The following is a 23,106-nucleotide window of genomic DNA, read 5'->3' on the forward strand; positions in this document are numbered from 1 at the left end:
CGGCCGACCTTGCCTCAGGTCCGCAGAGCCGTCCTCAAGGCACTCTCCTCCGCATCACTACCGCCAACTTGCCCCCACTGCCGAAGGGCCATCTGGAGACCGCCAATCTGATTCTGCCAAAGTAGTGTTAGGCAGCGGACTCATAGCGCATCGATCCAGATACGCGCTGCGGCGAGATTGAACCGCCCCGGGTTTGCCGGAGGCTGTTTGGTGTGAATCACGCCGCCCGTTTCTGCTCGTCGAGCATGGCGTAGTAGCGTTCCTCGGCTTCGGCCGGCGGGATGTTGCCGATGGGCTCCAGCAGCCGGCGATGGTTGAACCAGTCGACCCAGGTCAGCGTCGCGAACTCGACGGCCTCGAAGGAGCGCCAGGGACCCCGCCGATGGATGACTTCGGCCTTGTAGAGGCCATTGATCGTCTCGGCGATGGCATTGTCGTAGCTGTCGCCCACGCTGCCGACAGAGGGCTCGATGCCGGCTTCCGCCAGGTGCTCGGTGTAGCGGATGCTCACGTATTGCGAGCCGCGGTCACTATGGTGCACCAGGCCGCCGCGATGAACGGGCCGTCGCTCATGCAGGGCCTGCTCCAGCGCATCCAGCACGAAGCTGGCATGGGCTGTCCTGCTCACCCGCCAGCCCACGATGCGGCGGGCATAGGCGTCGATCACGAAGGCCACGTTGACGTTGCCCGACCAAGTGCTGACATAGGTGAAGTCGGACAGCCACAGCCTGTTCGGTGCCGGGGCATGGAAGACCCGGTTCACATGATCGAGCGGGCATGGCGCGGCCTTGTCCCGCATCGTGGTGCGGACCGGCTTGCCGCGGATCACGCTGGCGAGGCCCATGCCCTGCATCAGCCGCCCGATGGTACAGCGGGCGACATCGACCCCCTCCCGCACCATCTGCCGCCAGACCTTGCGTGCCCCGTACACCTCGAAGTTCTCGACGAACACGCGCTCGATCTGTGGCCGCAAGGCCGCGTCCCGCCGCGCCCGTTCCGAGCACTTCGAGGGATCAAGCCGCCGGGCAACATGCGCATGATAGGTCGCATAGGATCGCGGGACGCGATCCGTTCCGGATCGCTATGGGGCGATCGGCAGGACCTTGCAGATCGGCTCGACCCCATACGCACTGCGATGATCGTCGATGAACGCGATCATGTCTTCGACCGGCGGTCGAGCTCCGCCAGGGCGAAATACGCCGACGCCTTGCGCAGGATCTCGTTTGCCTGCCGAAGCTCCCGGTTCTCACGCTCAAGCGCCTTCAGCTTCGCGGCCATGTCCGTCGACACACCGGCCCGCTTGCCGGCATCCACCTCGGCCTTCTTCACCCACTCGTTCAGCGAGTGCCCCGAGCAGCCAATCTTCGCCGAGATCGACAGGATCGCCTGCCAGCGGGACGGATACTCATGCCCGTGATCCAGCACCAGCGCACCGCCCGCTCGCGCACCTCGGGGGAGAACTTGTTCGTCGTCTTGCCTCTCATGGCTCCACCTTCTCAGGAGTTGGAGCCTCCGGCAAACCCGGGGCGGTTCACCATGATGAATTTTGACGGCATGATGGGCTCCGGCATGTGGGGGATGTCGCTGTTCGGCCTCCTGGTCTTGGTGGTGGTCGTCCTCGGGATCGCGGCGCTCATCAAGTATCTCGGTCGATGAGAGTGCGTCCGAGGACAGGACCAGCGCGCCTCCCGCGACGATGGTCGGCGGGACCGCCTCAGGACTTCCGGCTGGGATCGAAGGTGATCACGAGGGCGGATGCGAGGAGGGCGAAGACGGCTCCGGTGATGAACGTCGCCCGGGCGCCGCTGATGTCCCACAGCAGCCCGGCGGCGAGGCTCGCCGCGAGCGTCGCGAGGCCGGTGGCGAGATTGAACAGGCCGAAGGCCGATCCGCGCAGCGCCGCTGGGGCATTCTGGGCCACGAGCTTGGCGAGGAGACCCTGGGTGAGTGCCATGTGCGCGCCCCATAGGCCGATGCCGAGAAACGCCCCCCAGAGGCCTGGCACGAAGGCGAGGGTGAGATCGGCCGCCACCAGCACGGCGAGGCCGCTGAGCAAGAGCCGCTCAGGCGGCGCCTGATCCGACCAGGCGCCGGCGGGATAGGCGCCAAGGGAATAGACGACATTCATCGCGACGAGCACGAACGGAGCGAGCGCCAGCGGCAGTCCATCGTCGTGGGCCTTCAGGACGAGGAAGGCCTCGCTGAAGCGCGCGAGCGTGAAGACGACACCGATGGCCACGACGACAAGGAAGGGACGTTCGAGGCGTTTGAGATCCGCGATCCGCACCGGTGGAGGCCGGCCTGTTCCAACCGTGCCCACGGACCTGTCCTCGACACCCAGGACGACGCAGAGCACGGCAAGAGCGCCGGGGACGAGGGCGACCCAGAAGACGGCCCGCATGTCGTCGGCGAACACCGCCATCAGCGCGACGGCAAGCAGCGGCCCGACGAAGGCGCCCACCGTGTCGAGGGCCTGGCGCAAGCCATAGGCACGTCCGCGGATCTCGGGCGGGGTGACGTCGGCCACCAGCGCATCGCGGGGCGCGCCCCGGATGCCCTTGCCGACGCGGTCGGCGAAGCGCGCCGCGAACACCATCGCCGGAGCGCCGGCCAGGGCAAAGAACGGCTTGGATCCAGCGCCGAGTCCGTAGCCGAGCAGGATCAGCGGCTTGCGTCGACCGAAGCGGTCCGACAAATAGCCCGAGAAGACCTTCGCGATCTGCGCCGTGGATTCCCCGACGCCCTCGATCAGGCCCACCATGGCGACACTCGCACCGAGCGTGCCGGTCAGGAAGAGCGGCAGCAGCGCATGGATCATCTCGGACGAGATGTCCATGAACATGCTGACCAAGCCGAGAGCCCAGACAGTTCTCGGGATCGCGGGACGCGGACCTGCAGCCTCCGGGCGGCTTTCCGGGTGGGCCCCGTCCGCGTCCTGCATCACGCCACCTTCACCACCGCCATCATGCCCGTGGCCATATGATAGAGGTGGTGGCAGTGCAGGAACCATTCTCCCTTCGGCCCGGCGTCGAAGGCGATGGTGACGGGCATGTGCGGCGGCACCATCACCGTGTCGCGCAGCGCGCCGGAGAAGCGACGCCTCCCGATGCCCACCACCTGGAAATGGTGGCCGTGCAGGTGCATGGGATGGCTCATGGTGGTGGGGTTCATGAAGGTCATCTCCACCCGCTCGCCGGGACTGACGGCGAAGGGCCTTCCCTCACCATAGGTGCGGCCGTTGATGGTCCAGCGATAGCCCGCCTCCTCGCCGAGCATGATGGGGAAGACCTTGTCCGCCTTGCGCTGCGCAAGCGGCTTCCCGGCGGAAAGGCGCCCTTCGAACGTGAGGTCGAGCAGGCCCTGCGGACGGTCGGCGGTGTCGGCGATGCGCGCGACGGACGCTCCGGCGGTGGCCAGGATGACGCCGGTGCGCCGGGGCGAGGCCTCCACCTGCGCCAGCACCGGGAAGGCGCCGCCGCTCGCCGGAATATCCACGAGAAGGTCGATGCGCTGGCCCTGGGCCAACGGAAAAGCCTCCGCCTCCATGGGGACGCAGGGCGAGCCATCCACCGCGACGCAGCGCGGCTTCAGGCCCGGCACGCTGACGAAGAAGGCCGTGGCGGTGCCGCCGTTGATGATGCGCAGCCGCACCTTTCCGCCCTTCTCCACCTTCACCACCTCGGGATCGGCGAGGGTGCGGCGGTTGGCGAGGAAGGCATCATAGTCGACGTCGTTGGCGTGGGCCCTCATGTCTCCACCCATCCCGCCACCCATTCCGTGCCCCATGTGGCCGGCGTCGGCGCCAGCCGAAGCGGGTCCCATCATCCCGCCACCCATACCGCCCATCGCGCCCATGCCGTGACCTGCATGGTCCATTCCCGGCATCGCCATTCCCGCCATTCCCTGCGTGGACCCACCCATGCCGTGGCCGCCATGAGCGTTCGCGCCACCGAGGCCGGCGAGGATCTCCTCCGGGCTGCGGAAGGAGAAATCGTGCAGCATCACCACCACGTCCTGCGCCTCGCCCGCATCCGCCTCCCGGGTGACGAGGGGAGCGGCAAGCAATTGCTGCTCGCTCAGCGTATGGGAATGCATCCAGTGGGTGCCGGGCGTGAGGAGAAAGTCCACCTGGTCCGTTCCACCGGGCGCGAGTTCGCCGCCGTCGGGGCGGGCGCGGTCCTGGTCCGCCAGAGCGAAGATCTGGCCGTGCCAGTGCATCACCGCCGGCGTCTGCGAGGCATTGAGCACCGCGCCGGCGAGGCGATCGCCCTCCTTCGCGAAGATGCCTTCGCCCGCCGGGCCCTTGACGGCGAAGACCTTGGCCGCCTTGCCGTTCACGTCGATTGTGAGGCTCTCCACGGTGATGAGCGGGGCGGCGACGACGCGGCTCCACCCGCCGGAGAGGGCGAGCGCGCCGGCAGCGGCGCCACCCGCGAGGACGGTGCGGCGGGACAGGGAAGACAGGTGCTCAGGTCGGGTCATGGTCGGCCTCCTGGGTGCGTCGCCGGGCAGACGAGGCGAGGCAGGGATTGAGATCAGTATTTCGCCTGGGTCGTGGCGCCGTCGGGCGCGGAGATCTGGACCACGCCCTTCACGCCCTTTGGGATGGCAACTGGTGCCGTCCCGGCAAGCCGGCTGCCGCCGGCGGGCGAGAGGGGAAAACGCTGGGCCTTGCCATCCACAACCAGGATGGCATTGGCCTTGAAGCCGTCCGCCGGAACCGGCTTGTCGGAGCCGTCGCTGAGATAGAGCGAGACGGCAGGCGTCCCGTCGGCCACCAGTTCCGCATGATAATGCCCGGCATCCACGCGTACGCCGCCGTGGGCGCCGGTGCCGGGCTCGTGCGCGAGGAGCGGCGTCGCGAGAAGGGGAAGAGCGATGAGGGCTGACGCAAGGGGGCGGAAGATCATGGCGCACTCCGATCAAAAGGCATCCGCACGGGCGGCGGCTGGTGTGGGGCCGGTCTCGCCCGCCGCCGCCACCAGCCGCTCCAGCGGGCGGCGCCCGTAGACAAGGACGAGGACGGGGGTGAGCACGGCATCGAGCAGCGTGGCGCTGACGAGGCCGCCGAAGATGGTGACGGCCACCGGGTGCAGGATCTCCTTGCCCGGCACCTCGGCCCCGCTCATGAGCGGCAGCAAGGCGATGCCGGCGGAGGCGGCCGTCATCAGCACCGGGGTCAGCCGCTCAAGGCTCCCGCGCGCCACCAGCGCGGGACCGAACGGCAGGCCTTCGGCGATGGCGAGGTTGATGATGTGGCTGATCTTCAGGATGCCGTTGCGCGCGGCGATGCCGGTGAGCGTTACGAAACCGATCATGCTCGCCACCGAGAGCGGCTGCCCGGCGATCCACAGCGCCACCACCGCGCCGATGAGCGCCAGCGGCACGCTGCCCATGATGATGGCGGCGAACAACGCCGAGCGGTAGCGGCTGTAGAGGAGCGCGAACACGAGCAGCGCCGACACCGCGGAGAGGCCGCCGATGGTGCGCATGGACTCTTCCTGCGCAGCGAAGGTGCCTTCAAGACTCGCGGAGATACCGGCCGGCAGGGTGGTCGTCGCGATCACCCGGCGCATGTCGGCGACTACGGCCGCCACGTCGCGCCCGCCGGCGGTGTTGGCCAGCACGACGATGCGCCGGCGCCCGCCCTCGCGCAGGATCTGGTTCGGCCCGTCGGTCTCCTTCACCTCCGCGACCTGGGAGAGCGGCACCCAGCCCGCAGCCGTCTCGATGAGAAGGCCGGAGAGGCCCTGCGTGGTGCGGGCGGCATCGGGCAGGCGGACCACCACGTCGAAGCGCCGCGCGCCGTCCATGAGGCGGGAGACCACGCGACCGTTGGACAGCCGCTCCAGCGCGTCGGTGACCTGCGCGGGCTGGAGGCCGTGGAGGGCGGCGCGGCCATAGTCCACGCGCACCGTCACTTCCGGCACGCGCACCTGCCGCTCCACCTGCAGGTCGGCAAGGCCGGGAATGCCGGCGAGGCGCCCCCGCAGGTCGTCCGCCGTGGTGCGCAGGGTATCGAGGTCGTCGCCGAACAGCTTCAGGGCGATCTCGGCCCGCACGCCGGAGAGCATGTGGTCGAGCCGGTGCGAGATGGGTTGGCCAACGTTGATGGCGGCCGGCAGCACCGAGAGGCGGTCGCGGATGTCGGCGGTGATCTCGGCCCGGCTGCGATCGGAGAGGGTGAGGTCCACCTCGATCTCGGAGGCATGGACGCCCTCGGCATGCTCGTCCAGCTCGGCCCGACCGGTGCGCCGGCCCACCGCCTTTACCTCCGGCACCTCCAGGATGAGCTTTTCCGCGACAAGGCCCATGCGGTGGCTCTCGGCCAGCGAGAGGCCGGGCCGGAACGACATGGAAATGGTGAGCGAGCCCTCGTTGAACGGCGGCAGGAAGGCGCGCGGCAGGCCCGCGGCGGCCACCACCGCCGCGAGGAAGAGAAGCGCGGTGGCGCCCATCACGAGGCGGGGGTGGCGGAAGGCGGCGGCGAGCAGGCCGGCGTATCCGCGCTTCACGCCGCGCACCAGCGCGCCCTCCCGCTCCCCATGGCGGCTGAGCGCTGGCAGCAGGTAAAACGCGAGCACCGGCGTGAGCGTGATGGAGGTGGCAAGGCTCGCGAGGATCGAGACGATGTAGGCCTGCCCCAACGGCGCGAACAAGCGCCCCTCGATGCCCGGCAGCGCGAACAAGGGCACGAACACCAGGACGATGATGGCCGTGGCATAGACGATGCCCGAGCGCACCTCCCGGCTCGCCGCCACCACCACGTCGAATACCGGCTTAGGCGCCGCAGCGGCGGCGTTCTCGCGCAGGCGGCGAAAGATGTTCTCCACGTCCACCACCGCGTCGTCCACCAGTTCGCCGATGGCGATGGCGAGGCCGCCCAGCGTCATGGTGTTGATGGACAGGCCGAAGGCGTGGAACACGATGGCCGTGGCGAGGATCGACACCGGGATGGCGGTGAGCGAGATGAAGGTGGTGCGCCAGTTCAGCAGGAACGCGAACAGCACCACGGCCACCACCGCCATGGCCTCCAGCAGCACCTTTTCCACGTTGCCGACGGACGCTGAGATGAAGTCCGCCTGCCGGAACACCGGCGGCGCGATGCGGATGCCGTCGGGCAGCGTGCGGTTGAGGTCGGTCACCGCGTCCTCCACCGCGCGGGTGAGGGCGATCGTGTCCACCTCCGGCTGCTTCTCCACCGAGACGATCACTGCCGGCCGGCCCATGTAGCCGGCATCGCCCCGCTTCATGCGGGCTGCATAATCCACCTGCGCCACCTGGTGCAGGAAGACGGTGCCGCCGCCGGGGCGGGGCAGCACCAGGCTATTGAGATCATCCAGGCTGAGGGTGCGGCCGATGTTACGGATCAGGAACTCGCGCCCGCCATGGTCGGCAAAGCCACCGCCGGAATTGGTACCGAACTGCGCCACCGCCTGTTCCAGCGCATCGACGGAGATGCCGAGGGCGCGCATGGCGGCCGGGTCCGGCGAAACGCGGAACTGCCGCACCTCCCCGCCCATGGGGATGACCTGCGCGATGCCGGGAATGGCGAGCAGCCGCGGACGGATGATGAAGTCCGCCGCCTCGCGCACCGCCATGGGAGATGCGGTGTCGCTCGTCACCGCGAACATCAGGATCTGCCCCATGATGGAGCTGATGGGTCCCATCTGCGGGGCAACGTTCGCCGGCAGCCGGTCGCGCACCAGAGCGAGGCGCTCGGCGATCTGCTGGCGGTCGCGGAAGATGTCGGTGCCGAAATCAAACTCCACATAGAGGACGGAGAGCCCCACCCCCGAGACCGAGCGCAGGCGGATGAGGCCCGGAAGGCCGTTCATGGCCGTCTCCAGCGGGAAGGTGACGAGCTGTTCCACCTCGGCCGGGGCAAGGCCCTCCGCCTCGGTCATGATGGTGACGGTGGGCCGGTTGAGGTCCGGCAGCACATCCACCGGCAGGCGGGTGACCGCAAAGGCGCCGGTGAGCACCAGCACGAGGGACAGCGCCAGCACCAGCAGGCGGCTTTTGAGGGACTGGGCGACGAGGAAGGTGAACATCGGCCGGCCTCAGCGGATCTGGTCGATGAGTTCGGCACCCTCGGTAACCACGCGGCGATCGGGCGGCAGGCCGGCCACCACCAGCACGCGGCCGGCATCGAGGGGTTCCGTCTTTACCTCGCGCGCAACGAAGCGCTCGGCCGCGACATGTTCATAGACGATGGCCTGACCGTTCGCCCCGCGCACCACCGCCGTGCGGGGGATGGCGATGCCCGTGCGCGGGGCGCCGGCCTCCGCGAGGACCGTGAGAAACTGGCCTGGGCGCAGCCCCTCGAAACCCGCGGTGACGGCAAACTGCAGCGGAAGAGCCTGACCACGGTCGGACATTCCCGCGCCGAGGAAGGCGAGCGTGACGGAGCGGCCATCGGCCAGCCGGCCCGAAGCGCCTGACCTTCCGACATCCGGCGAGAAACCCAGCGCCTCCACCCACAGCCGGTCGGGATCGATGATACGGAACACCACCGTGTTCGGGTCCGCCATCTGCCCGGCCACCGCATCCGAGGTGGCGATGACGCCGGCGACAGGCGCGCGCAGCGCCTCCGGCTCGCGCTGCACCCGCTCCAGCGTGGCGCGGCGAGTCTGAAGTCCTTTCAGCTCAATCTCCGTCTCCTCCACCTCGCGGCGGGTGACGGCGTTCTGGATAGCCGACAGGCGCTCATAGCGACGCTTCACGATGGCGATCTGCTGGTCCAGCTCGAAGCCCTGCTGCTCCAGGTCCTTGAGGTCCGAGGCGCCGATGGATGGGTGCACGAACGCGAGGATGTCGCCTGCCGCGACCCTCGTGCCGAGCGGCTTGAAACCGCCCGGCGGCGGTGCCAGCCGCCCACCCACCGCCGTCTGCACCAGCCCGCTGGCATTGGCATCCGGCACCACACGCCCCGGCAATTCCACCGCACGGGCATGGCTGGCGGATGCGGTGACGATGGTGCGCACGCCGAGGATGCGCTGGCTCGGCTTCGGTACGATCACCGAGCCGTCGGGCAGGCGCTGGGCCGCATCACGGACGGGAGGCTTCGGCGCATCCTCGGCCTGCGCATCCGGCGGCAGCGATGCGGCAAGTCCCAGACCGGCAGCGAGAACAAGCGCCGCCGAGCGCCGCCGCAGCGCCATCAGGACGATCGCCGCAAGGAATCCGATGACCGCGCCAGCGAGCAAGCCCAACGGCAACCCGCCGAGCAGCCCCAGCGCCACCGGGGTGGCGCGAGGGGCCGCCGGCGCCCGAGCCGCGGGCACTGTGAGAGTGGTTGCAAGCACGTCCACCGTGCCGCCGGCCGTGACCGTGAAGGCGAGATCGTGGGCGCCCGGCTTCGCGGCGAACGGAGCGGCGACCACATAGGTGCCGGGCTCCATCGGCCTTGCGGTCAGTGCGCCCTCAGGCGTGTCCATCTCGATGGTCGCGCCATCCACCGGCGCGTTGTCGGCGAAGCGGTCGAGGTGGATGGCGAGCGTGCCGCCACGCAGCACGGCGACCAGCTCGAAATCGGCGGAGGTTGCCTCGGCGCGGGGGGCTAGTGTCGCCTCCGGTGGCGCGGCAGGCGCGCCGTGGTCATGGCCCTCGTGGGCCATCGCGCCCATCACCAGCATCAAGCCGGCGAGAAGGGCGCACGACCCAAGGCCTGCTCTCCACACGAAATGGCGTACCATCCTTCAACCCGTCCGATCCTCGTTCCGGTACGGGAGCCAGATAGCGCACGGGCTGTCACGCCGCGTATCGCTTCTGTATCAGTTTGTTTCAGGCTGGACCTTGGGCAGGCGCACCGTGACGACGAGCCCACCGCCAACGCCGTTTTCGAGGGTCAGCGTGCCGCCGTGCGCCTCGGCCACCGCGCTGGCGATGGTGAGGCCGAGCCCGACGCCGCCGGTGGCGCGGCTGCGCGACGCTTCAAGCCGCACGAAGGGCTCAAGCACGGCGGCCAGTTGGTCCTCTGGAATCCCCGGTCCCTCGTCCCGCACCGTCAGGACGGCATCCGTTTCCTCGTCCATGATGGACACATGCGCGGAGCCGCCATAGGCAAGCGCGTTTTCCACCAGATTGCCCACCATCCGCTTCAGGCTGACGAGTCGCCCCGCGACGACCAGGCGCGGCGGCGCCGAAAGATCGGCCCGCAGGCCCCGGTCCCGCGCATCGTCCACGATGGTTTCCACCAAAGCCACGAGGTCGAGGGGCCGCACGGGCTCCTCGCTCGCCTCGCCGCGCAGGTAGGAGAGCGTCGCCTCGACCATCTGCTCCATCTCCGCGACATCCCCGGCGATGGCATCGCGCAGCGCCGGGTCGCTCACATCCTCGAGGCGGAAGCGCAGGCGCGTCATGGGCGTGCGCAGGTCATGGGAGACCGCGGCGAGGGCCTGGGTGCGCCGCTCGACGAGTCCGGCGATGCGCGCCTGCATCCCGTTGAAGGCGTGGGCCAGCTCCCGCACCTCCTTCGGTCCCGTCTCGGGCAGGTGAACGCGCGCCGCATCCGGCGGAAGGGCCGCGACGGTACGCGCCATGGCCCTGAGCGGCCGCGTCAGCCAGGCGGCGATGGCGAGGGACAGCAGCAGCACGCCCGACGCCATGAGGGTCGTGGACAGCACCGATCCGTGCGCCCCGGCCGCCTGCGGGACGGAGGCGAACAGGCGGGCGTTCAGCCAGCTGCCGTCCGGAAGGCGCACGGCGACCAGGCTGAGGTGCGGGTCGGTGCCCGCGCCCACCAGCACATCCTGCGGCCCGAGGTCGGGCGCCAGCGTGCGCACGTCGTCGACGAGGCGCTGCCATCCCTCCACCGCATGGGAGCCGGGTGCGGCCATGGCTTCCCGGCTCCAGTGGGCGTCGATGGCGCCGCCGGACAGCTCATGGGCCACATCCTCGCGGCTTTCCGGCGCCGCCGCCGCGAGCGACCGGCGGAACGCGACGATCTGGTCGGCGAGGCGGATGGCATGGGCCGCGTGGCGCTCGCGCTCCATGGCGTGCTCGTAGGTCCACAGGCTCAGCAGATGCACGACGACGATGCCCAGTACCGCCACCACGGCAGTGCGCACGGCGAGGCTATCCGATGCACGGATCAGGGCGCGGATCACGAGCGTTCCACCTCCGGGACGAAGAAATAGCCCGCGCCGCGCACGGTCTTCACCATCTCGGGCCCGCCATGGGGCTCAAGCTTCTTCCGCAGCCGGCTGACTTGGATATCGATGGCGCGGTCGAAGCCCGTAGCGGTGCGGTTCTTGGCGGCGTCCATCAGCTGGTCGCGCGTCAGCACCCTTTGGGGATGTTCGAGGAAGGTCAGGAGCAGGTCGTATTCGCCGGTCGACAGATCGACTACCACGGCCGCGGGGTTGGTCAGCTCCCGCCGACGGGTGTCGAGGGTCCAGCCCGCAAAGGTGAGCAAGGTGCCACCGGACACCGTGCCATCGGAAGGCCGCATGCGCCGCAGCACCGCATGGATGCGCGCGAGCAGCTCGCGCGGATTGAAGGGCTTCGACAGATAGTCGTCGGCACCCAGCTCCAGCCCCACGATGCGGTCCACGTCACTGCCGCGCGCGGTGAGCATGATGATGGGCACGTTCGAGGTGCGACGGATGTCCCGGCACAGGTCGAGCCCGCCCGTGCCGGGCAGCATGATGTCGAGGATGATGAGATCCACCGGCCCCGCCTTCATCGCCTCGCGCATCTCGCGGGCATCCTGGGCCGTGGTGACCTTGTGTCCGTGCTCGCGCAGGAACTTGCCGGCGAGGCGTCGGATCTCGGCGTCATCATCGACGATCAGGATATGGCCTTCGGGGGACACGAGGTGACGTACTCCTGAAAGGCAGTCCTGCGGGCGCGACGGCCGCTCCGCGGACAAGCCCTTTTATCCCAGCCGGCGTGCTTCGCCATACGAAGTTGGCGCAGGCAACAAATCGCCCCGCACCGCGCCCGCGCTGATGCCGGCCGACGGAGCGTGCTCCCGCGCAAGGCCATGCCAGCCGAGCCAGCCGGTATAAAGGCCGACCATCAGGATCAGCGCGGCGGAGGCATAGGGCGCGCGCCGGGCGAAGGCGCTGAAGCCCGACCAGCGTTGCGAGACGTGCCGGACGCTGAGCGCGGCGAGCACGCCGGCCGACACCAGCGTGAGCGCCAGGCCGATGCTGAAGCACAGGACCAGCACGAAGCCGAGGCTGAACGCCTTCAGCTGCATGCAGATCAGCAGCACGGTGATCGCCGCCGGGCACGGGATCAACCCGCCCGTCAATCCGAAGACGATGATCTGCCAGGTCGCCACCGAGCGACCGGCAAAGCGATTGCGGATGTCGGAGGCGTGGGCGCGGGCATGGGCGTCGTCCTCCTTGCCCAGATTCATGTGGGCATGGTCATGCTCCTCGAACACCAGGGCATGGACCTCCTCCCCGCCGGCGGGGAGGAGGCGCAGGCGCAGCTCCACTGAAAAGGCATGGGGCTCGGGAATGTCTCGCGCGCTCTCCAGGAATTCGCCCCGGCCCACGAACGGGAAGACCTGACGGCCGCCGTCGGGCCTCAGGGTTTCGAGAAAAACGCGCTCGGCGTCAGGAAGCCTGCGCCCGGCAGGGCTTGAGATGCGCCACCGCGGCGGCACGCCATCCTCGAAGATGTCGAGCGCCAGATCCCCTTCCGTGGTCGGGAGGAGACGGGTCTCGTCCTCATGGTGGTGATGCGCGTCGCTCTGCTCGCGCCACGTCTGCCAGGCCATCCAGCCGGCGATGGTGATGATCGCCACGGCTGAAGCGAGCTGAAAATAGGGTTCGCTGGCCTCACCACCCCATTGCTGCCCGAAATACAGCCCCCCGAGGGCAATGAGCCAGACCACCGCCGTGTGCGAGGCCGTCGCGGCGAGGCCCAGCAGGACGGCCTGGGTGAGCGTGCCGCGGATGGCGATGATGAAGGCGGCCATCATCGTCTTGGAATGGCCCGGCTCAAGCCCGTGCAGGGCACCGAGCAGGATGGCCGAGGGGATGAACAGCCAGGCGTGCGCGGCCCCCTGCTGGAGCAGGTCTGTAAACGCAGTCATCTTGCTCTCAGATCACTTGAGGTAGGTGCGGACGACCTCGATCAGGTCGGCGGCGCCTTTGGCACGCTCGGGGTCCGGCTCGGCGTCCGGGTTCACGACGTGATGGCGGATGTGGTCCTCCATCAACTCCGCCGTCAGTCCATTGATGGCGCCGCGCATGGAGGCGACCAGCATCAGCACGTCGGTGCAGCCGATCTCTGCTTCCAGCGCTCGCTCCACGGCTTCGGCCTGCCCCTTGATCCGGCGGATGCGTGCGAGAAGCTTGGTCTTGTGCTTGATCGTGTGTGCCATCGTGAATTTATAATATAGGGGGGTACCCTATGTAAATTACTCCCCTCCCCACTCCTCTCCCGGACCGTGTCGGGCTTGTGCGAAGGGCGACCGTCCGACACCTCATCTGCCGACACCGCGTCGATGGCTGCAGCGATTTGGCCTCGGGCCATCGGGACCCTTCACAAGGTCCATCATGCCCGCCTGACACGACATTCCTGATACGCCCTCGCATCAGTCGTCATCTGAATCGCCCGCCGTCCGTGGGATCCGCTCCAGGCTGGCGGGGTCGTACTTCGCCTTCAGGCGGTCGCCGCGCGCGTTGGTCGCCCTGACCTTGTAGCAGCCGTCGTCGGAGCGGATGGACAGTACGGTCCAACCCTCGCCCTCCAGCTTCTTCTGGAGCGCGTCGCGTGGCTGCCAGTCGGCCAGCGGCACGTTGCAAGCCCGGTCGGCCGCCGCGGGTCCCGCGCCGAGGCATGCGGCGAAGACCAAAATCGCAGCAACTGACGTGCGTCTCACCAAAGATCCTCCGACGTGTGCAGCCCGCGAAATAGAAAGCACGCCCAACTGACGCCCACCTGAACGCTCATGCAAATTATCGGGCCCCATCGGCTCGTCTCACGCGCTAAGTTGGCACGGAACACGCAAAGGCGACACATGCGGATCCTTCTGGTCGAAGATGACCCTGTCCTTGGGATGGCCGTGCGCGACCAGATCATCGCCGACGGTCATACGCCCGACTGGGTGACCCGTCTCGACGAAGCCTCCGAGTCGATCCATGCCGCGGCCTTCGAGCTGGTCCTGCTCGACCTGATGCTTCCGGACGGGCGCGGGCTCGATTTCCTGAAACGCCTGAGAGTGGCGGGCGACGTCACGCCGATCATCGTGCTGACGGCGCGGGACCAGATCTCCGACCGCATCGCGGCGCTCGATGCCGGCGCCGACGATTACTTGGTCAAGCCGTTCGACTTGTTCGAGCTCAGCGCGCGGATCCGGGCGGTGGGGCGGCGCTATGCCGGCAATCCCAATCCGCTGGTGTCCTTCGGCGACATCGAGGTGGATCTTGCCGCCCGCTCGGTGCGGCGCGGCGGCCGGCCGGTGGTGCTGACCGGCCGCGAATGGTCGCTGTTCGAGGCCTTCGTGCAGCGCCCCCACCAGCTCATGTCGAAGCCGCAGCTCGAGGAGCGGCTCTATTCCTTCGATGCCGAGGTGGAGAGCAACACCATCGAGGTCTATGTCGCGCGCCTGCGCAAGAAGCTCGGTGCGCAGGTGATCGAGACGGTGCGCGGCATGGGCTATCGTCTCGGCGCGCCGGAGGTGCGTGCGTGAGCGGGCCTCGCCAGCCCGGCCGGTGGAGCCTGCGCCGGCGCCTCGGGCTGTGGCTCACAGTGGCGGTGGCGGCCCTGTGGCTTGCCGCGGCCACAGTGGCAGGCCTGGTGCTGCAGCATGAGATCGGCGAGGTGTTCGACAGCGCGCTGCAGGAGGTGGCGCAGCGGGTGCTGCCGCTTGCCTATTCCGAGCTGCTCTCCCGCGAGGCCGGGGACGCGCCCCAGCACATGGCGCCCATCGGCCCCCACCGGGAATACATCACCTATGTGGTGCGCGACGGCGCAGGGCGCGTGCTGCTCCAGTCCAGCGACGCCGAGCTGATGGCAATTCCGGCGGGCCTCGCCCCGGGCTTCCGCACCTCCGATCGGCTGCGCACATACACCGAGGCGGCGGTGCGCGGTACCATCGTAGTCACGACGGCGGAGGATCTCGGGCACCGCGCCGCGGCGGTGCGGCGGGCCGTGGCGGCGCTGATCTGGCCTCTCGTCGCCTTGGTGCCCATCGCGCTGGCCGGTGTCTGGCTCTCGGTCCGGCTGTCGCTCAAGCCAATGCTCGCCTTCCGCCGTGCCATCGAGACGCGCGGGCACGGCAATCTCACGCCCGTGGCAACGGCGGGACTGCCGGAGGAGATCGCGCCCGTCGCGGCAGCGGTCAACGCGCTGCTGGAACGCCTGCGCGGCGCGCTGGAGGCGGAGCGTGGCTTCACCGCAAACAGCGCCCACGAGCTGCGCACCCCCATCGCCGCGGCGCTGGCGCAGACCCAGCGTCTCGTCGCCGAGCTGCCTGAGGGCCCGGAGCGGGAGCGCGCGCGCGCCATCGCGGGCGCCCTGCGCCGGCTCTCGCGCCTGTCCGAGAAGCTGCTGCAGCTGGCCAAGGCCGAGGGGGGCGGTCTCGTCGCCGAGGTGCCGGCGCCGCTCGCGCCAGTGCTGCGCCACGTGATCGCGGACATCGACCGCCAGACCGGCCGCGGCACCGACATCGCCCTCTCGATCCCGGCGAACGGCGGGCCGCTATCCGATCTCGATCCGGACGCCTTCGCCATCCTCGCGCGCAACCTCATCGAGAACGCGCTGAAGCACGGCGAGCCCGAGACGCCGGTCGAGGTGCAGCTCGACGACGGCCGGTTCGAGGTCGCAAATCACGGCCCCGTCGTGCCGGCGGACCTTCTGGCGGGCCTCCTGCGTCCGTTCCAGCGCGGGCCCACGGGAGCGGAGGGCTCCGGCCTCGGCCTCGCCATCGCCGCCGCCATCTGCCGCGGCGCCGGGCTGACCCTCGACCTCACCTCGCCGATCCCGGGCACGGCAGACGGCTTCCGCGCCACGGTACGCTTCCCGGCCGCGCCGCGATCCTGACGGGAAGCTGAACGCACATCCGCGTCCGCTTCAGGTCGCCGTCAGATGGGGACGCAAGGTTACTCCCGGTCAACACCCGCCGGGAGGCACCCATGAAGACACGGACCCTGATCGCAGCGGCTCTTCTCCTGTCTACCGCCGGCCTTGGCGTCGTCCTGGCGGCGACGCAGGCCGATCACCTGAGCCACCGTTTCCGCACGCACCACGACGGCACGGAAGCCTCCGCCGCCGATCGCCCGATCAGCTTCGCGCAAGAGGATCGCGAGCGCGGACGAGGCGACCGCCATAACGACCGCCGCCGTCACGCGGAGGATGACGATGACGACGACGATGACGATGACGATGACGAGGGTGGGCGCCGCGGCGCAATCCCGCAGGCCGGCCCGGCCGGTCCCGGCGCCCCGGTGCCCGACAACGGCCTCTTCAACGGCAAGGCCCGCCCCAAGGTCGAGGTGCAGTGAGCAGCGGCCGACCCATTCCCCTTTCTCCCCCCAGGAACAGACCGATGAAATTCATCCTCCCCGCCGTGGCCGCCACCGCCGCCTTGATCGCCCCGGTGGTCGCCGAGGCCCGCCAGGTCACCTTCGAGACCACCCTCAAGGCCTATGGCGGCAACGGCGCCTATGTGGTGCTTTACGTCACCGATGCTGCCGGCGCCTACAAGGGCACCTTGTGGATGGCCGGCGGCAAGGCGAAGTACTACCGCCACCTCAGCGACTGGCAACGCGCCTCCGGCGGGCGGGCGACCGAGATCGACGGCATCACCGGCGCCAGCATCGGCTCCGGCAAGACGCTGAAGATTAGCCTCGACCTCGCCGACGCCATGATCGACGTCGGCTACAAGGTCCATGTCGATACCGCGGTGGAGGACGGCCTGGACAATCCCTCCGAAGTGGTGGTGCCGCTCGACACCGCAGCCTCGGGCAAGCCTGCGCCCGGCAAGGGCTACGTCAAGTCCTTCTCGGTCACCTTCTGAACCTGTCGGGTCCTCATGCTTCGCCGCCTTCATGCGCTGCCGGGCCTCGTGCTTGCGCTCGGCCTCACCGTTACCGCTCTCTCCGGCGCGGCGCTCTCCGTCCAGCCGGCGCTCGACCGCCTCGCCGCGCCGGCAATCCCGTCCGGCACCAGTGTGGCGGCGCTCGCCGGGGCGGTGGCCGCCCGCCACGAGAGCGTCGATGCCATCCGCCTCAGGGCGGACGGCATCCTCACCGTCGCCTTCAGCGATGGCGGCGGGCGCGGCGTGGAGCAGATCGATCCTGGCACCGGCGCGGGGCTCGGCCCCTATCAGGTTTCCGAGACGACGCGTTTCGTGACGAACCTGCATCGCGCCTTCCTTTCCGGCGATGCCGGACGCGCCGTGGCGGGGATCGGCGCCCTCGCCATGCTCATCCTGTCGGTTTCGGGCGCCGTCCTCCTTGCCCGCCGCCTCGGCGGCGCGGGCGCATTGCTGCGCCCCATCCGGGGCACGCCGGCGCAGCGCTGGCACGGCGAGCTCGGCCGCTTCGCCGCCGCCGGACTCATCCTCTCCTCCCTCACGGGACTGTGGATGTCGGCGGGCAGCTTCGGCCTGATGCCCGAGACCGGGGGCACGACACCGGAAGTGGCCGCGAGCGGCGGCGTGCCCGCGCCGGTCGGGACGCTGGCGGCGCTCCGGGCCATCGATGTGGTGCGCATGCGCGAACTGACCTTCCCTGCCCCAGGCGATCCGACCGACACCTACGGCCTGCGGACGGCGGCGGGCGAAGCGCGGATCGATGCGGCGACGGGCGCGGAGCTGTCCTTCACCCCCGCGACGCCGCTCGACCGCCTGAACGACCTGCTGCGCACCCTCCATACCGGCCGGGGCGCCTGGGCGCTCGGGCTCCTGCTCGGCCTGTCGGCGGCCACGGTCCCGGTGCTCGGTGCGACCGGCGTCGTGATATGGTGGCGGCGCCGCGCCGCCCGGCCGCGCATCGCGACGAACGCCCCCCTGCGCAGCGCCGACACCCTCATCCTGGTGGGCAGCGAAGGCAATTCCACCTGGGGATTTGCCGCGACGCTCCACACAGCGCTGACCCGCGCCGGTCATCGCGTCCACACCACGGCCATGAATGACTTACGACAGTTCCCCGCTGCCACCGAACGCCTGCTGATCCTGGCCGCGACCCACGGGGACGGCGGAGCTCCCGGCTCGGCGAGTGCCTTCCTGTCGCGGCTCGCGCACCTCGCGCCTCGGATGGAACGCCGGGTGCCGGTTGCCGTGCTCGGCTTCGGCGACCGCAGCTTCCCCCGCTTCTGCGGCTACGCCGAGCAAGTCTCGGCCGCGTTCGCGGTGCAGGGCTTTCCGCAACTCCAGCCCCTGAAGCGCATCGATCGACGCTCGGCGCAGGAATTCGCGCAGTGGGGACGTGACCTCGGGACCAGCCTCGGCCACGATCTGGTGCTCGAACATACGGCCGAGCGCCCGAAGACCCTCGCGCTCGAACTGGCGTCGCGCGAGGACTACGGCGCGGCCAGCGGAGTACCGGTGGCGATCCTGCGGTTTCGTCGGCCTGGACAGGGCGCGCCTGCGGGACGCCTGCCGGCCTTCGAGCCCGGCGACCTTCTCGGCATTCTGGCGCCGGGGGCCGACATGCCGCGGTTCTATTCGCTGGCATCGTCGTCGAGGGACGGGATGCTTGAAATCTGCGTCCGCCTGCGCGCGGGCGGGCTCTGCTCCACCTTCCTGCACGGCCTTGCGTCAGGTGACAGGGTGGAAGCCTTCATCCGCGCCAATCCCGCCTTCCGGCCGGCCGGGGGCCGCACGCCGCTCATCCTGATTGGCGCCGGCGCCGGCATCGGCCCGCTCGCCGGGCTGGTGCGGGCCAATGCGGCGGGTCGGCCGGTCCACCTCTACTGGGGTGGCCGGAGCCCCTCGTCGGACTTCCTCTACGAGCACGAACTGGCCCAGCACCTCGCAGAAAAGCGCCTGACCTCGCTCCAGACCGCCTTCTCGCGCGGTCCGGATGGCGGCGCCTATGTGCAGGACCGCATCACCGCCGATGCCCCCCGCCTGCGTGAGCTGGTGAGGCAGGGCGCGCAGATCCTGGTGTGCGGCGGCCGCGAAATGGCCGAGGCGGTCACCCGCGCCCTCGATCCGGTGGTGCGCCCGCTGGGCCTCGATCTTCCCACCCTCAAATCGTGCGGGCGCTATGTCGAAGATGTCTACTGAAGTCGTCCCCCAACCTTTGGCGCTGCGCCGACGCGCACTGAGCGGCCCAACCATGGGCTCGCGCTGGTCCGCGGTCTTCTGGACCACCGAGGATGTGGACACCGCCGCCCTCGACCGCAGCCTTCAGGCCGCCGTCGATCGTGTCGAGCAGCAGATGACCACGAGGAGGCCCGACTCCGATCTGGAACGCCTCAGCGCCGCACCGATCGGGGTCTGGGTTCCGATTCCGCGGGAGTTGACGGAGGTGCTCGCTGCGGCACTCGACATCGGCCGCCGCTCGGAGGGCGCGTTCGACATCGGTGTCGGCGACCTCGTCCGGGCCTGGGGCTTCGGCGGGTGCCACACGCCAGACGCACGGGGAATTGCCGGCGTCGCCGGACGACCATCGTTCGAGCCGCCGAAGACACTGCAGCTCGATTTGGCCGGCGGCCGGGCCCGACGCCTCGCGCCGCTGCGGCTCGACCTCTCGGGCATCGCCAAGGGCTTCGGCGTGGATGAGCTGGCGCGCGAGATGGGCGCGACCGGCTTGTCTTGCTGGCTGGTGGGCATCGACGGCGAGATGCGGGCCGAGGGCGTGAAGCCCGGCGGCCGCCCCTGGGCCGTCGCCCATGAGAAGCCGGTTCCCGGCGCGCGGGAGATCCTCGGCGTGCTGGAGCTGTCCGGCGCCGCCGTCGCCACCTCGGGCGCCTACCGCCACCGGGTGGAGGTCGACGGCCGTATGCTTTCCCACACCATGGACCCGCGCCGCGGCGCGCCGCTGGAGAACGACCTCGCGTCCGTCACCGTCCTCGCCGGGACCTGCATGGCGGCGGATGCCTGGGCCACCGCGCTGCTGGTGGCCGGCGCCGTGCGCGGACCCGAGCTCGCTCGCAGGCAGGGTCTCGCCGCCCTGTTCGTGCAAACCGACGGCGAGGTTCTGGAAGCATGGCCGTAAGCCGCCGCGCGCCGACCTCCGCAAGCCCCGTTGAGACCCCTCAATGCGGTGCCCGACCGTTGGATGGTATCGACCCCGTGTTCCCTCACATTCGTCCGCCCGTGACGGACCGCACAGGAAGAGAGCCACCGAGATGCGACACATCAAGCTGATCCTGCTCGGGATCCTCGTCCTCATGACGGGCCTTTGGCTCGCGGCGGAGCCGGCGGCATTCCAGTCGTCCGGCTTCTTCGTCGTGCGCGGGGCTGCCGTGCAGTACACCGGGGTCATCGCGATGGTGGCCATGAGCGTGGCGATGATGCTGGCCTTGCGCCCCCGCTGGCCTGAGCGCTGGATGGGCGGGCTCGACAAGATGTACCGGCTGCACAAATGGCTCGGCGTCACCGCGCTCGTGGTTGCCGTCGTCCACTGGCTGTGGGCGCAGGGACCAAAATGGGCTGTCGGCTGGGGCCTCTTGGAGCGGCCCGTCCGCGGCGCGCGGCCACCCATCGCGAACCCGGTGGAAGCCCTCCTTTCGGGGCTGCGTGGCACGGCGGAGGGCGTGGGCGAATGGGCGTTCTACGCCGCCGTGCTCCTGATCGCGCTGGCGCTGATCCGCGCCTTTCCCTACCGGCTGTTCTACAAGACTCACCGGCTGCTGGCCGTCGCCTATCTGGTGCTGGTGTTTCATACCGTGGTGCTGCTGAACTTCCGCGACTGGGTAACGCCTCTCGGCTGGGTGATGGCCCCATTGCTCGCGGGCGGGACGGTCGCGGCCATCATTGTGCTCCTGCGCCGGGTCGGCGCCGGGCGGCAGGTGAAGGGCCGGATCGCCGCGCTGGACTATTACCCCGGCGTGAAGGCGCTGGAGACGGTGATCGACCTGCCCTCCGGCTGGCCGGGGCATCGTCCAGGCCAGTTCGCCTTCGCCATGTCGGACGCATCGGAGGGGGCCCATCCCTACACCATCGCCTCCGGCTGGCACGCCGAGCGCCCGCAGATTACCTTCATCACCAAGGATCTGGGCGATCACACCCGCCGCCTCAAGGAAAAGCTCAGCGTCGGCCAGCAGGTGAGGATCGAGGGGCCTTATGGCTGCTTCACCTTCGACGACGACTGCCGGCGGCAGATCTGGGTCGGCGGCGGCATCGGCATCACCCCCTTCATTGCGCGCATGAAGCACATGGCGCTGCGGGGAGAGTCCCCGGACTGGCCGCAGGGGCAGTCCATCGACCTGTTCCACGCCACCGGCGACGTGGACGAGACGGCGCTTGCCAAGCTCGCAGAGGATGCGGCGGCGGCCGATGTCCGCCTGCATGTCCTGGTCAGCGGGCGCGACGGCCATCTGACAGGGGAGAGGATACGCGAGGCGGTGCCGCAGTGGCGCGCGGCCAGCATCTGGTTTTGCGGACCGGCTGGCTTCGGCGCCGCCTTGAGACGGGACTTTGCCGCCAGCGGCTTTCCCGTGTACCAGCGTTTCCATCAGGAGCTCTTCGAGATGCGCTGATTGGGCCGAACCCGGCGTTCGGCTCAAGGACACCAAGGTTTTTTGAGACAGCAGGCTGGGAGACGCCCGCCTGCGCCGTCAGCGCATGCATTGTCTGCTCACAATCGCGACACAGACGTTCGAAGAGGCCGCGTCTGGTGGGATCGGCGAGCGTCGCGAAAAGCATGTCGGGGTTGGTAGACGTTAAATCCATAACCCATGAGTGATTGATTTATCCAATAACTGTCGAGCTCTGGGTCTATCGGCCCTGATTAACCGACCAAAGGATTGGTGATGTTACTATGGCTGCAGGCGCACCCGAAGGTTCCTCAAACGGGAATGGCTAGTATCATGGCCGCACAGTAACTCAACGCTTGACTCTGAAATCCCCCTAAGGCGCTCCCCCCTTACGCTTCCAGATGGCGACAAGCTACATACCAATCGGCGGACCATTGACCTCCAATCAGCCGATATCAATAGTCAGCGGTGATGGTTCATTCTGATTTCGCTTCACCAAGGTTTCGACTTCGGACACGCCGGTGAAGGGCAATTGTGGTGTCTTAGTCGCCGAATTTCCGCGCCGCATAGTTTATCCCGGCCTGAACTTCGGTGATCGCCTGTTGGATGAGTTCTATGGCCCGCTCCCGGTGCCCGGCCGATCCAGATGGGGTCATACTGCAGCCCCTCCGGTGCGGTACTTCAATGGAGCGGACTGGGATGAACTGGGCGCTGGCATAATTCGGGGCGATCGTCCGGGCGTTATCCCGCCAGCAGCCCGAGCCTGTTGGCAGGATATCGGCGAGGATATTTAATTCTCACAATACAAAAGCTACACAGACGATGTCCTCGTCACTTCGATGTGACGCCCGCGACGCATGTGTGTGGAACTCGAAGGCCGGCACCGCGCGGGGGCTTATTGCCGGAACTGCACTTCAGTTTTCTTCCTCGAACAGCCAGATCTCGGCGGTGGGCTGGGGCAGGCCGCCAGCACCCTCGCGCAGGCCGAGGAAGGCGGGAATGCGCCGCTGCTGCTCCGGCGTGAGGGACGCGACGAGGGGCTTCAGCGCCTGTGTCACCGTCTTCAGGTCCCGCGCCCGCACCGCCTCGGCATCGGCGACCCGGTCCAGGATGTCCACGAAATTGGCCGGCGGCGGCGCCTTGGCCCGCTCCGCCTGGCGCGCGGCGGACAGCTTGGCCACCTCGCGGATTGCGGCTTCCACCGGCGGCCACAGCTTCTGCTGCTCGGGATTGAGGGTGATCACCGTCTTCAGCGCCAGGATGCGCGCATCGAGCACGGCCTGCGCATCCGCCGCGCTGTAGAGCTCGACGGCGGGTGGCTCCGGCGGCGCGCCGGCGGGCGGTGCGGTCTGGGCCTGCGCGGTGGGGCCGGCGATGACGAGCACGGTCATCAGGGCGGCCATGAGGGCGTGTTTCATGGTCAGGTTCTCTCAAATGTTGGATTTGAACAGGTGACGGCATTCACCGTCATTGCCATCCGCCGCCAGGCAG

General features: G+C 69.1%; 18 protein-coding genes, 2 pseudogenes and 1 other annotated feature. Of the genes and pseudogenes, 7 read left to right on the forward strand and 13 right to left on the reverse strand.

From position 1 onward, the window contains the following. Nucleotides 1-217: 217 nt before the first annotated feature. The 11 genes and pseudogenes from FBQ73_RS08630 to FBQ73_RS08680 all read right to left on the reverse strand — a co-directional run bounded on the left by FBQ73_RS08630 (nucleotide 218) and on the right by FBQ73_RS08680 (nucleotide 13,846). Nucleotides 218-1,484 (reverse strand): annotated as a pseudogene (locus FBQ73_RS08630) (IS3 family transposase). Continuing rightward, nucleotides 1,085-1,201 (reverse strand) — a sequence feature (AL1L pseudoknot). Its footprint overlaps the pseudogene before it by 117 nt. A 230-nt stretch (nucleotides 1,485-1,714) precedes the next feature. Beyond that, nucleotides 1,715-2,842, reverse strand: a complete 1,128-nt coding sequence (locus tag FBQ73_RS08635) for an MFS transporter (protein ID WP_246089629.1) — start codon at nucleotides 2,840-2,842, stop codon at nucleotides 1,715-1,717. A gap of 98 nt (nucleotides 2,843-2,940) precedes the next feature. Continuing rightward, complete coding sequence (locus FBQ73_RS08640) at nucleotides 2,941-4,482, reverse strand: multicopper oxidase family protein (RefSeq protein ID WP_138399096.1); 1,542 nt, start codon at nucleotides 4,480-4,482, stop codon at nucleotides 2,941-2,943. Between the two features lie 53 nt (nucleotides 4,483-4,535). After that, nucleotides 4,536-4,910: a hypothetical protein gene (locus FBQ73_RS08645; RefSeq protein ID WP_138399097.1), complete on the reverse strand. Its 375-nt coding sequence runs from the start codon at nucleotides 4,908-4,910 to the stop codon at nucleotides 4,536-4,538. Between the two features lie 12 nt (nucleotides 4,911-4,922). Beyond that, nucleotides 4,923-8,054 (reverse strand): efflux RND transporter permease subunit, encoded by a 3,132-nt coding sequence (locus FBQ73_RS08650; protein ID WP_138399098.1) that lies wholly within the window; start codon nucleotides 8,052-8,054, stop codon nucleotides 4,923-4,925. 9 nt (nucleotides 8,055-8,063) lie between these two features. Continuing rightward, nucleotides 8,064-9,698, reverse strand: coding sequence for an efflux RND transporter periplasmic adaptor subunit (locus tag FBQ73_RS08655; RefSeq protein WP_138399099.1), 1,635 nt, complete (start codon nucleotides 9,696-9,698; stop codon nucleotides 8,064-8,066). A 78-nt stretch (nucleotides 9,699-9,776) separates the two neighbouring features. After that, nucleotides 9,777-11,111 carry an ATP-binding protein gene (locus FBQ73_RS08660; protein WP_138399100.1) on the reverse strand — a complete coding sequence of 445 codons (1,335 nt, stop codon included), beginning with the start codon at nucleotides 11,109-11,111 and terminating at the stop codon, nucleotides 9,777-9,779. Beyond that, nucleotides 11,108-11,818, reverse strand: a complete 711-nt coding sequence (locus FBQ73_RS08665) for a response regulator (RefSeq protein ID WP_138399101.1) — start codon at nucleotides 11,816-11,818, stop codon at nucleotides 11,108-11,110. Before FBQ73_RS08665 ends, FBQ73_RS08660 begins: the two co-directional genes overlap by 4 nt. A gap of 63 nt (nucleotides 11,819-11,881) precedes the next feature. Further along, the gene (locus FBQ73_RS08670; RefSeq protein WP_138399102.1) at nucleotides 11,882-13,054 is read right to left on the reverse strand and encodes a nickel/cobalt efflux transporter; all 1,173 of its coding nucleotides are present in this window, start codon (nucleotides 13,052-13,054) and stop codon (nucleotides 11,882-11,884) included. Nucleotides 13,055-13,066: 12 nt separating this feature from the next. After that, the gene (locus FBQ73_RS08675) at nucleotides 13,067-13,345 is read right to left on the reverse strand and encodes a metal/formaldehyde-sensitive transcriptional repressor (protein WP_138399103.1); all 279 of its coding nucleotides are present in this window, start codon (nucleotides 13,343-13,345) and stop codon (nucleotides 13,067-13,069) included. 213 nt (nucleotides 13,346-13,558) lie between these two features. Continuing rightward, nucleotides 13,559-13,846 carry a PepSY domain-containing protein gene (locus FBQ73_RS08680; protein WP_138399104.1) on the reverse strand — a complete coding sequence of 96 codons (288 nt, stop codon included), beginning with the start codon at nucleotides 13,844-13,846 and terminating at the stop codon, nucleotides 13,559-13,561. 138 nt (nucleotides 13,847-13,984) lie between these two features. On the opposite strand from FBQ73_RS08680, the gene FBQ73_RS08685 reads away from it, so the two are divergent. The 7 genes from FBQ73_RS08685 to FBQ73_RS08715 all read left to right on the forward strand — a co-directional run bounded on the left by FBQ73_RS08685 (nucleotide 13,985) and on the right by FBQ73_RS08715 (nucleotide 21,618). Then, nucleotides 13,985-14,656 carry a response regulator transcription factor gene (locus tag FBQ73_RS08685; RefSeq protein WP_138399105.1) on the forward strand — a complete coding sequence of 224 codons (672 nt, stop codon included), beginning with the start codon at nucleotides 13,985-13,987 and terminating at the stop codon, nucleotides 14,654-14,656. Continuing rightward, nucleotides 14,653-16,008, forward strand: a complete 1,356-nt coding sequence (locus FBQ73_RS08690) for a sensor histidine kinase (RefSeq protein WP_138399106.1) — start codon at nucleotides 14,653-14,655, stop codon at nucleotides 16,006-16,008. Before FBQ73_RS08685 ends, FBQ73_RS08690 begins: the two co-directional genes overlap by 4 nt. 92 nt (nucleotides 16,009-16,100) lie before the next feature. Then, nucleotides 16,101-16,469, forward strand: a complete 369-nt coding sequence (locus FBQ73_RS08695) for a hypothetical protein (RefSeq protein WP_138399107.1) — start codon at nucleotides 16,101-16,103, stop codon at nucleotides 16,467-16,469. A 44-nt stretch (nucleotides 16,470-16,513) separates the two neighbouring features. After that, nucleotides 16,514-16,984: a DUF2271 domain-containing protein gene (locus FBQ73_RS08700; RefSeq protein ID WP_138399108.1), complete on the forward strand. Its 471-nt coding sequence runs from the start codon at nucleotides 16,514-16,516 to the stop codon at nucleotides 16,982-16,984. 15 nt (nucleotides 16,985-16,999) lie between these two features. Further along, nucleotides 17,000-19,198, forward strand: coding sequence for a PepSY domain-containing protein (locus tag FBQ73_RS08705; protein WP_138399109.1), 2,199 nt, complete (start codon nucleotides 17,000-17,002; stop codon nucleotides 19,196-19,198). After that, on the forward strand, nucleotides 19,179-20,132 hold the full coding sequence (locus FBQ73_RS08710) for an FAD:protein FMN transferase (RefSeq protein WP_210236722.1): 954 nt from the start codon (nucleotides 19,179-19,181) through the stop codon (nucleotides 20,130-20,132). The genes FBQ73_RS08705 and FBQ73_RS08710 overlap by 20 nt, the downstream gene beginning before the upstream one ends. Before the next feature lie 133 nt (nucleotides 20,133-20,265). Continuing rightward, nucleotides 20,266-21,618, forward strand: coding sequence for a ferredoxin reductase family protein (locus tag FBQ73_RS08715; protein WP_138399110.1), 1,353 nt, complete (start codon nucleotides 20,266-20,268; stop codon nucleotides 21,616-21,618). A 22-nt stretch (nucleotides 21,619-21,640) separates the two neighbouring features. Here the strand turns inward: FBQ73_RS08715 and FBQ73_RS08720 are convergent. Further along, nucleotides 21,641-21,811, reverse strand: a pseudogene (locus FBQ73_RS08720) (ArsR/SmtB family transcription factor); the annotation flags it as partial. A 718-nt stretch (nucleotides 21,812-22,529) separates the two neighbouring features. Beyond that, nucleotides 22,530-23,033: a Spy/CpxP family protein refolding chaperone gene (locus tag FBQ73_RS08725; protein WP_138399111.1), complete on the reverse strand. Its 504-nt coding sequence runs from the start codon at nucleotides 23,031-23,033 to the stop codon at nucleotides 22,530-22,532. Nucleotides 23,034-23,106 lie beyond the last annotated feature (73 nt).

Origin of the sequence: Xanthobacter autotrophicus (genome assembly GCF_005871085.1) — a bacterium.
Classification (GTDB): domain Bacteria; phylum Pseudomonadota; class Alphaproteobacteria; order Rhizobiales; family Xanthobacteraceae; genus Xanthobacter; species Xanthobacter autotrophicus.

Bases quoted from the DNA above. Each gene is read 5' to 3' on its own strand.
- FBQ73_RS08635 (WP_246089629.1), bottom strand. From the start codon at position 2,842: ATGTTCATGGACATCTCGTCCGAGATGATCCATGCGCTGCTGCCGCTC.
- FBQ73_RS08640 (WP_138399096.1), bottom strand. From the start codon at position 4,482: ATGACCCGACCTGAGCACCTGTCTTCCCTGTCCCGCCGCACCGTCCTC.
- FBQ73_RS08645 (WP_138399097.1), bottom strand. From the start codon at position 4,910: ATGATCTTCCGCCCCCTTGCGTCAGCCCTCATCGCTCTTCCCCTTCTC.
- FBQ73_RS08650 (WP_138399098.1), bottom strand. From the start codon at position 8,054: ATGTTCACCTTCCTCGTCGCCCAGTCCCTCAAAAGCCGCCTGCTGGTG.
- FBQ73_RS08655 (WP_138399099.1), bottom strand. From the start codon at position 9,698: ATGGTACGCCATTTCGTGTGGAGAGCAGGCCTTGGGTCGTGCGCCCTT.
- FBQ73_RS08670 (WP_138399102.1), bottom strand. From the start codon at position 13,054: ATGACTGCGTTTACAGACCTGCTCCAGCAGGGGGCCGCGCACGCCTGG.
- FBQ73_RS08675 (WP_138399103.1), bottom strand. From the start codon at position 13,345: ATGGCACACACGATCAAGCACAAGACCAAGCTTCTCGCACGCATCCGC.
- FBQ73_RS08685 (WP_138399105.1), top strand. From the start codon at position 13,985: ATGCGGATCCTTCTGGTCGAAGATGACCCTGTCCTTGGGATGGCCGTG.
- FBQ73_RS08695 (WP_138399107.1), top strand. From the start codon at position 16,101: ATGAAGACACGGACCCTGATCGCAGCGGCTCTTCTCCTGTCTACCGCC.
- FBQ73_RS08700 (WP_138399108.1), top strand. From the start codon at position 16,514: ATGAAATTCATCCTCCCCGCCGTGGCCGCCACCGCCGCCTTGATCGCC.
- FBQ73_RS08705 (WP_138399109.1), top strand. From the start codon at position 17,000: ATGCTTCGCCGCCTTCATGCGCTGCCGGGCCTCGTGCTTGCGCTCGGC.
- FBQ73_RS08710 (WP_210236722.1), top strand. From the start codon at position 19,179: ATGTCGAAGATGTCTACTGAAGTCGTCCCCCAACCTTTGGCGCTGCGC.
- FBQ73_RS08715 (WP_138399110.1), top strand. From the start codon at position 20,266: ATGCGACACATCAAGCTGATCCTGCTCGGGATCCTCGTCCTCATGACG.
- FBQ73_RS08725 (WP_138399111.1), bottom strand. From the start codon at position 23,033: ATGAAACACGCCCTCATGGCCGCCCTGATGACCGTGCTCGTCATCGCC.